The following is a 7938-nucleotide window of genomic DNA, read 5'->3' on the forward strand; positions in this document are numbered from 1 at the left end:
TCCCCTTTGCTGGACCGTTAGACGGGTCAGCGGAGACGTGGCCGAGTGGTCGAAGGCGCTCCCCTGCTAAGGGAGTAACGTGCAAGCGTTCGAGGGTTCGAATCCCTTCGTCTCCGCCACAACCACCTAAATTACTGTTTTATTTTAATAATTTAGGCGCGGTGTGCGGTTTGTTGCCCCACATTTTGACCCACGGCGCGCGACTTTACGGTTGTGTGGGTCTGATTGTTCAAGTTTGTTTTTCATAACATCCAGATGTTGTATTTCTCTTGACCGCTCGCCCGCATTCGGCCTCACTTATTTCCAGTCTGCACCATTGAGGATAATTTGATGTTTAGAAATATTTTGGCCGCCGTTGCATTATCGTCAGTAGTGTTTCCTAGCTTTAGTCATGCCGATAGTAGTGAAGACTTGATTGAGTACGTTTCTCAGCTTCCAAGAGATTCTGCCCTTGGGTTACCTATGTATTGGATGGAAATGGGCACCGCCGTAGGGTGGGATCAAATGATGTTGGTTTTTGGGTATGCCTCTGCCAATGTGCCAGCTATTGGCTGGGTGCTGTCCCAAACCTGTTTTGCATGGGTTGTCCGTTGGATCAATTGGGCCTTTTCCTGCCTGTGTCTCCTTGCTTGCTCTACAGGATCAGGTGCGCCATCTACAGCATCCTGAAGAAGGTAGACCGCAACCGATATCAGTCGACTGGGGCTCCCTGCAACAACGCCAATGCTATTAAAGGAGCGGCATCAAACCGCGACAGGTCCAGTGCGAATACCGCGATGTAGGCGGCCGGGCACCCCGGAATGCGCGACCTCTTAAGTGACGGCCGATGACCGCAGCTTATAGCTGTCAAACCGCTGCCATAGTTCAGTGAGATCCAGCATATCCCCAGATTCTCGTGCCTGATCGAGGGCCATCGCGCAGATCCCTGCTTCCAGCGCGTCAACAACCGAAACGGGCAGATGGTCCGTTTCTTTTCGCAAATAGGCCGCAAGGTCTCGGCCCATTTTCGCGTCGGCACCGTAGTGGTCTGTCAGGCCATCAGGGCCCTTGGAATAATCCTTATCAAGCAGGCATTTGCCGGATGGGGATGCTGTCACGCGCATGACACCCCGCTGGAAATCACCTTCAGCCGTGCCTTTGGTGCCCGCGACGAGAAAACGGCGGTGCTGATCAGGGATGTTGAGGTTTGTATGGAATGTCATCGAGACGCCATTCTCATAGGAAATCAGGGCCGTTTGGTGATCGATGATATCAGCTTCAGCATTGAATGGGTCGTCGTTACTTTCCCAACGCGACTTTTTTAAATGAAGAATTTCCATATCCGAATTGTTGGCGGGCGCGTTCTCACAGAGGAAAGAACGTCGTCCCCCAAAGCTCGCGACCTTGCGGGGGCGCGAACGGGTAATCATGTTGTAAAGATCCAGATCGTGAACGCATTTTTCCACCATGAAGCCACCGGAATAGTGAACAAAACGGCGCCAATCTCGCATAAAGAATGCTCCATGAGCGGGCTCGATATGCTCGTTGGCTTCGAGAGAAACCACATCGCCGAGTTGTCCAGCCTCAAGTGCTTTGCGCAAATCCACCATTTGAGGTGCATATCGCAACACAAGGCCCACGAGGATCTGATCAGACCCGTATTCCTTGAGCAGCTCAGCAATTTTCCAAGTTTGCTCAAGCGTTGAAACGACAGGCTTCTCCGCAAACACCCGCACACCAGCATCTAGACCCATTCGGATCTGATCGAGGTGGACATGATTAGGTGATCCGACAAAGAACAGATCCGGTTTCGACTCTGCCAACATCGTTTCAATTGAATCGAACTGCGGAATGTCGCGATCACTCTCAAGCTCGCTGTGCAAACACGGTTGCGGATCGAAGTACCCGACATACTCAATCTCGGGCATCGCTTTTTTCATGTATTTGAGCACTTTTATTGATCGCAGACCAACGCCGGAAACAGCTACTTTCATTGTTCTTCTTGTCCTATTAAGAGATTTTGCACAGGGCCTTGCCGCTCTTCGTAAAGAGGTGGGCGTGTGCGACGTCGTATTTCAGCCAAATGCATCCTGTGTTAGGAAGATCCCGTAATCCGTCGAATGATGCGATCACCCGCGTGCCGTCCTTGAGGTTCGCGTGGATCAAGGAATTGCCACCGAGGCGTTCAACCAGCCGGACATCTGCCTCTAGTCCGTTTCCTGGCTCGCAAAGCTCAAAAAATTCCGGTCTCACACCGAGTTCGAGCTTGTCGTTGATGTTGACACCTTCGGGCCGCACCGGAATGATCGATTGTGTTCCGCTCGCAGTCTCAATGGCAATATGTTTCCCGACAGCCGTGACATCGACCGGGATAAAATTCATGCCGGGCTGTCCTATGAAGCCTGCGACAAACTTTGAGTTCGGGTAATGATAGAGGTCCATTGGAGAACCGAACTGCTCCACAACCCCATCACGCAGCACAACGATCCGATCCGCCATGGTCATCGCTTCCACTTGGTCATGTGTCACGTAGATCATTGTGGTCTTGAGGTCCTTGTGCAGCTCCGAAAGCTCCACGCGCATCTGGCCACGCAAAGAAGCGTCTAGATTGGACAAGGGCTCATCTAAGAGGAAGACTTCCGGGTTTCGAACGATTGCACGACCGATAGCAACGCGCTGGCGTTGACCGCCCGACAGCGCGCCGGGTTTATACTGCAGCCGCTTGCCGAGATCGAGGATGCGAGCCGCATTGGCCACGGCCTTCTCGATTTCCTCTTTGGACTTCTTCTGTAGGCGTAATGGGAAAGCGATATTCTCATAAACGCTGAGGTGCGGGTAGAGAGCGTAGGACTGGAAGACCATCGCGATGCCGCGCTCCACCGGCTCAAGACCGGTGACGTCGCGCCCACCAATATGCAGCGTGCCGTCAGAAATATCCTCTAAACCGGCAATCAGCTTCAAGAGTGTACTTTTGCCACAGCCGGATGGGCCCACAAAGACAACGAATTCGCCATCCTCAATTTCCAATGAAATATTCTTGAGAACTTCTGTCGTACCATATGATTTACAGATTGAATTGAGTGTCAGGCCGGACATATCAAAGTCCCTCTTTTCGTGTTTCAGCATTGATAGGCGCTGGTATTTCTTGAGTTTTTGAGATGAATTGTTCCGGTTCCAAAAAGCTCTTCATGGCAATGCGTCCGGCAAGCAGGCTCATTGATGCAATGGGCTTGGCAACAATTTCTGGCGATGGCAGGGCAATCTCGAAATGCGCGTCTTTCGATGCGATTCCTAGCTTTTTGACTTCAACCTTGTCGGCAAGCATTTCCAATAGGTCTTCTGGCATACACGAGCCGATGTAGACCGTGTCAAAATCCACGACTGCGATACACAACTCGAGTGCGCGTGAAATAGCCGATGAGGCCTGCGTCATCCATTCATTAAGGTTTTGGTGCTTTGCGTTTGTAAGTGCGTCAATACCTTGCCACAAAGACCAGTCGGGCAAATCTAGTGCTGCAAGCAACGCTGTTTCGGTTGGGCGAAACGGCCCGTCTTCAAAGAACTTCCCTAGCTCACCTGCATTGCCTGTTGCCCCGCCCAAGATGCGGCCGTCGCAGATAATACCACCGCCGATGCCACTTCCCAAAAGCAGCCCGATGAAATTTCGGTTGAAAGGCGACCCTATCAGACTGGCTGCGAATGCGCGCCCATCGTTGACCAAAGAGACCGGTAGCCCGATGAACTCCGATAGCTCGCCGTGCAGATTAATCCTTGACCAACCCAGTGGGTCGGAGCGCCCCACAATACGTTTGCCGGGTTCAAGGAAGTACCCTTGAACAAGGACCGCAGCCGCCACGATCCGGCCTGCGGGTGGATTATTCTTGATGAGATCTGCAATTGCATGACGCACCCCATCAAGCTGTTCTTGAGCATTAGGATATGGCTTTGTGATGCTGTTGCGGGCGATCCGTCGTCCAGAAAAATCTGTCAGATCGACAATACTGCATCCTTCTGCCACTGTGATGCCGAGGGTCAAGAGCGCTCCCGACCGTACGGACATCAGCCGCGGTGGCTTTCCTCGTCCTCCCGAAAGCTCCTCCACTTCATTGATGATCCCCAGATCGACCAGCGGATTAATGGCCCGCATCATTGTTTGCGGGGAAAAACCCAAGGTCTCTGCGACGTCGATGCGTCGGACGTTCTGGTTGCGCGACAGCACATCGAGGATTCCGCGCTGGTTTTTCGTCAGATCGAGTGTGGGGCAGTCGAGAATATCGATCAGTTTTAATCCGCTCATCCTTTCACACCCCCGCCGACAAAACCTTGCAGGATGTAGCGCTGCGTTAGCATGTAGATCAAAATCAGGGGTACGGTTGAGATCACCGAACCAGCCATAAGAAGCGTCCAGGAAGCCTCATATTGGTTGACAAAGGACATCAGACCCAATGGCACTGTGAACTTTTCCGGTGAATTCAAAAAAAGCAGCGGCCGCAGCAACTCGTTCCAGTTGTTGATAAAAGCGATCACGAACACCGACACAAGAGCAGGCTGTGCGAGTGGTAAATACACCTTATAGAAAATTTGAAAGGGTGAAGCCCCATCAACATAGGCGGCATCCGCGTAGTCACTTGGCAAACTCGCAAAATACTCCCGCAACATGAACGTTCCGAAGGCACCGACGAGGAAGGACGGAACAATCAACGACGCGAACGTATCAATCCAACCGATCCAACGCATCATCAAGAATTCCGGCATGATCGTCACCTCTGTTGGAACGAAGGCTGTTGCCAGAACAATCGCAAAGAGCACGTTCTTGCCCGGTAATTCGAGGCGGGCAAATGCATAGCCCGCGAGAGATGTGGTGAAGACCTGACCGATCGAGGCCATGAAGGCGACCCATGTGGAATTCAGAAAGAAAGACACAAAGCTCCGCTCCGTCCAGACTGTCGCATAGTTTGCAAATGGCGTGTCAGAAAAGAGCATCGACGGGACAAAGCTGGGGGGGATCTTGAAGACGTCCGACGGCTCTTTGAAACTGGTGATCAACATCCACATAAAGGGCGCCAACGTGACGAGTGAATATACTGCCAGCACCGAGTAAAGAAGAAACAGCGTTCCATTTTTACGACTGTATCTGGCCAAATTAAAGTTATTCATGGACCCATTTCCTCCGGAAATAGAAGCTGACCAGTGTCAAGAAGCCCAGAATGACGCACATGATATAGGACAGTGCCGCCGCATACCCGACCTCGAAATCGACAAAGGCTTTCTGATAGACAAAGAACGCCAGTGTCGTAGATGCTCTGTTTGGACCACCGTTTGTCAAAGCGTATGTGATCTCGAAAGTCTGCGTTGAGCGGACAAGCGCGATGATCAACACGAAGAACAGGCTGCGTGTAAGAAGCGGGACGGTGACTTTGCGGAAGCGTGCAATGGGCCCTGCTCCGTCGACGCGCGCGGCCTGATAAAGGGTCGGATCAATCGTTTGAAGCCCAGCAAGCAGCAAGATCATGTAAAACCCCACGTCTTTCCAGATCGAGACCAGTGCCACCGCGGGAAGCGCCCAGGCTGGGTCGGCGAGCCAAGCAGGCGGATTTTCGACACCGAGCGCAATCAGAAGGTTGTTCAGGACCCCGAACCTTGTCGAGAAGATCCAACGCCAAGCCAGCGCGATCGCAACCGTTGCGGTAATGTAGGGCACGAAGAACGCACCGCGAAAGAACGCTGAGCTGCGTAGGCCATTGTTCAAAACAACCGCGAGCACAAGCGCGAGAGCAAGAGAGCCAGCAACATAAATGACCGAAAAAATAGCCGAGTTTACAAAAACATCGAGCGAAATACTTGAGGTGAAGATATGCGCGTAGTTTTTCCAACCGACGAAGACGGCTTTGTCGAACACTTTCCACTCGTAAAAGGACAAGGCAAAGGACCAAATGATCGGGATAAGTCTGAAAATCAGCGTTCCCACAATCGTTGGCAATAGAAATACGAGCGCCGTGATTACTATTCTTCGACGGTTCTGCATATCGCAACTCCGGTTCAGGGGAATGGTCGGGCGCTTGCGCCCGACCATTCTGTTTACTGGCGTGAAAGAACGTCGTTACCGAATTCGACGAATGCTGTGACCGCGTCATCCAGTGTCTTGCGACCGTTGAAAACCTCGTCAAGTTCGCCGTTCATGCCGCCGGACCCAGAGGCCGCATAGCCGCGCCATGCGCTCCAACCTGGGGAAAAGCCTGCATAGATAGTGGATGCGCCGATATCGAGCAGCACACCCTTGTTTGCTGGGAGCTGATCCGTTTCGAGCCATTCTTCGCTTTCCGCGACAGGAATATAGGCCGGCACCTTACCGCCAAGGAAATCATCCGCTTCGACACCCTCGCCAGCGAGGGCTTGAATGAGCTCCCAGGCCAGTTCGGGATGTTCGGATGTGGCAGAAACGGCCAACATATCCGCCCAAGCGTATGAGGCGACTGTTTCGTCCGTTGCATCTGGACCGCGTGGAACTTCTGCGATGCCCCATTGGAACTGATCGCCGACAATCTCGCGACTATTTGCGATATTCCAGGAACCGTCGACCCACATCGCTGCCATGCCTAGTGGAAAAATATCTTGTTGGCGGATACCTTCCATATCTTGCGGCTTGGGTGCGACACCCTCAACATTTACCAAATCGGTCAGGAACTGCAGCGCATTGATGGCTTCTTCATTCAGCTCCAATGCCGAAAGATCGTCATTGAGATACCGCCCACCATTGCGGAAGACCCAAGGCTCGATATGCGCGTAGCGGCCATAGAGGGAAAAGCCAAAGATTTCCGGACGCCCATCATCATTTTCATCGATCGTCAGCGCGTGCGCGGCCTTTAAAAAATCATCCCAAGTCCAATCAGCATTAGGAACTTCAATTCCAGCAGCTTCGAACATGTCTATGTTGTAGAAGAGCACAGGAGCGACCCAGTTCTGTGGGAAGGCGACACGTTTGCCGTTCACAACACCAACGCTTGCCGCTCCTTCGTAGTAGTTTGTCCATTCATCGTCGGAGACCAAAGACGACAGGTCGAGTAGATTTTCGGCCTGAGCCCATTCCTGCACGAATCCAGATGACATCATCATGACGTCAGGAAGATCGCCTGAGGCTGCTTGAGCAGTCAATTTGGGCCAGTAGCCGCCATTTGAAGGGATCGCCTGCGCTTTAACGATCACACCGGGGTGCGATTCTTCAAACGCCTCGATTGTCGACTGCTCCACTTCAAGCTGTGAAGGGTCCCAAGACATATACTGCAATACGATGTCCTGAGCCAACAACGGCGATGCCGTAACGCACAACATTAGTGCTGTCGTAAGTTTGAATTTTTGCATGCTTTCTCCATCCACAAAGTTTTATTCCTACATGGAAGTTATTTATTGGCTGCTCATGACGAGTTAATGAAGATCTGATGAAAAGCTCAATTTTCGTCTCGGGGAAATAGTAACTTTTCCGGCAATCAAGAAAGGTCTGGGGCGTCACACAACGTCGGCTTCGTCCGGAGGCTGTGCGAAAACTCGGCGAGCGTGGAATTCCAAAGAATCCCGTCCCTGCAGCAGCTCGTTCATCTGCATACCTGAGAACAAATTTTTGCAATACTCAGCATGTGGGGGAATCGTTCTCGTGGATTTGGCCCGGGAGGCGTTTTTACACAGCCTCTTTGCACACCGGACCTTATGACTGTTCCAAAAACATGACTGTTCCAAAAACGGCCCTTTGCACCTACTGACGCAAACGTAGGGCTTTGGCCGAATTTAGACCAAAGTTGCCGCCCACTTGGTCCTCATGGGACGAGCCTAGTGCGGACAAATTTGAGTTTCGGTGCCCTTGCGCCAATGTCGGCTAAGCTGATTAGGTAATCATGTTTTGATTCAGCGCTAAGGCACTTGCTGTCTGATTGAGCTGTTCCACATCCCCTGCATGCCTTTTCTGAA

At 52.1% G+C, this 7938-nt stretch carries 7 protein-coding genes and 1 tRNA gene; 2 read left to right on the forward strand and 6 right to left on the reverse strand.

Going from position 1 to position 7938, the window contains the following annotated elements; translation table 11 throughout:
* Positions 1-31: 31 nt before the first annotated feature.
* Both ACSHWX_RS17410 and ACSHWX_RS17415 read left to right on the forward strand, forming a co-directional pair.
* Positions 32-119: transfer RNA gene (locus tag ACSHWX_RS17410), tRNA-Ser, on the forward strand.
* A gap of 211 nt (positions 120-330) precedes the next feature.
* Positions 331-669, forward strand: coding sequence for a hypothetical protein (locus ACSHWX_RS17415; RefSeq protein ID WP_435669483.1), 339 nt, complete (start codon positions 331-333; stop codon positions 667-669).
* Positions 670-812: 143 nt separating this feature from the next.
* Here the strand turns inward: ACSHWX_RS17415 and ACSHWX_RS17420 are convergent, their stop codons facing one another.
* The 6 genes from ACSHWX_RS17420 to ACSHWX_RS17445 all read right to left on the reverse strand — a co-directional run bounded on the left by ACSHWX_RS17420 (position 813) and on the right by ACSHWX_RS17445 (position 7338).
* Complete coding sequence (locus ACSHWX_RS17420) at positions 813-1973, reverse strand: Gfo/Idh/MocA family protein (RefSeq protein ID WP_342856061.1); 1161 nt, start codon at positions 1971-1973, stop codon at positions 813-815.
* A 16-nt stretch (positions 1974-1989) separates the two neighbouring features.
* The gene (locus tag ACSHWX_RS17425; RefSeq protein WP_435669484.1) at positions 1990-3075 is read right to left on the reverse strand and encodes an ABC transporter ATP-binding protein; all 1086 of its coding nucleotides are present in this window, start codon (positions 3073-3075) and stop codon (positions 1990-1992) included.
* A 1-nt stretch (position 3076) separates the two neighbouring features.
* Positions 3077-4276 carry an ROK family protein gene (locus ACSHWX_RS17430; RefSeq protein WP_435669485.1) on the reverse strand — a complete coding sequence of 400 codons (1200 nt, stop codon included), beginning with the start codon at positions 4274-4276 and terminating at the stop codon, positions 3077-3079.
* Positions 4273-5136: a carbohydrate ABC transporter permease gene (locus ACSHWX_RS17435; RefSeq protein ID WP_342856058.1), complete on the reverse strand. Its 864-nt coding sequence runs from the start codon at positions 5134-5136 to the stop codon at positions 4273-4275. The genes ACSHWX_RS17430 and ACSHWX_RS17435 overlap by 4 nt, the downstream gene beginning before the upstream one ends.
* Positions 5129-5878: a carbohydrate ABC transporter permease gene (locus tag ACSHWX_RS17440; protein WP_435669486.1), complete on the reverse strand. Its 750-nt coding sequence runs from the start codon at positions 5876-5878 to the stop codon at positions 5129-5131. Before ACSHWX_RS17440 ends, ACSHWX_RS17435 begins: the two co-directional genes overlap by 8 nt.
* 179 nt (positions 5879-6057) lie before the next feature.
* The gene (locus tag ACSHWX_RS17445) at positions 6058-7338 is read right to left on the reverse strand and encodes an ABC transporter substrate-binding protein (RefSeq protein ID WP_342856056.1); all 1281 of its coding nucleotides are present in this window, start codon (positions 7336-7338) and stop codon (positions 6058-6060) included.
* Positions 7339-7938: the final 600 nt, after the last annotated feature.

This window comes from Maritalea sp. (assembly GCF_051251695.1).
Classification (GTDB): Bacteria; Pseudomonadota; Alphaproteobacteria; order Rhizobiales; family Devosiaceae; genus Maritalea.

Coding starts and splice junctions, on each gene's coding strand:
- ACSHWX_RS17435 (WP_342856058.1), bottom strand. CDS start 5,136: ATGAATAACTTTAATTTGGCCAGATACAGTCGTAAAAATGGAACGCTG.
- ACSHWX_RS17415 (WP_435669483.1), top strand. CDS start 331: ATGTTTAGAAATATTTTGGCCGCCGTTGCATTATCGTCAGTAGTGTTT.
- ACSHWX_RS17420 (WP_342856061.1), bottom strand. CDS start 1,973: ATGAAAGTAGCTGTTTCCGGCGTTGGTCTGCGATCAATAAAAGTGCTC.
- ACSHWX_RS17430 (WP_435669485.1), bottom strand. CDS start 4,276: ATGAGCGGATTAAAACTGATCGATATTCTCGACTGCCCCACACTCGAT.
- ACSHWX_RS17445 (WP_342856056.1), bottom strand. CDS start 7,338: ATGCAAAAATTCAAACTTACGACAGCACTAATGTTGTGCGTTACGGCA.
- ACSHWX_RS17425 (WP_435669484.1), bottom strand. CDS start 3,075: ATGTCCGGCCTGACACTCAATTCAATCTGTAAATCATATGGTACGACA.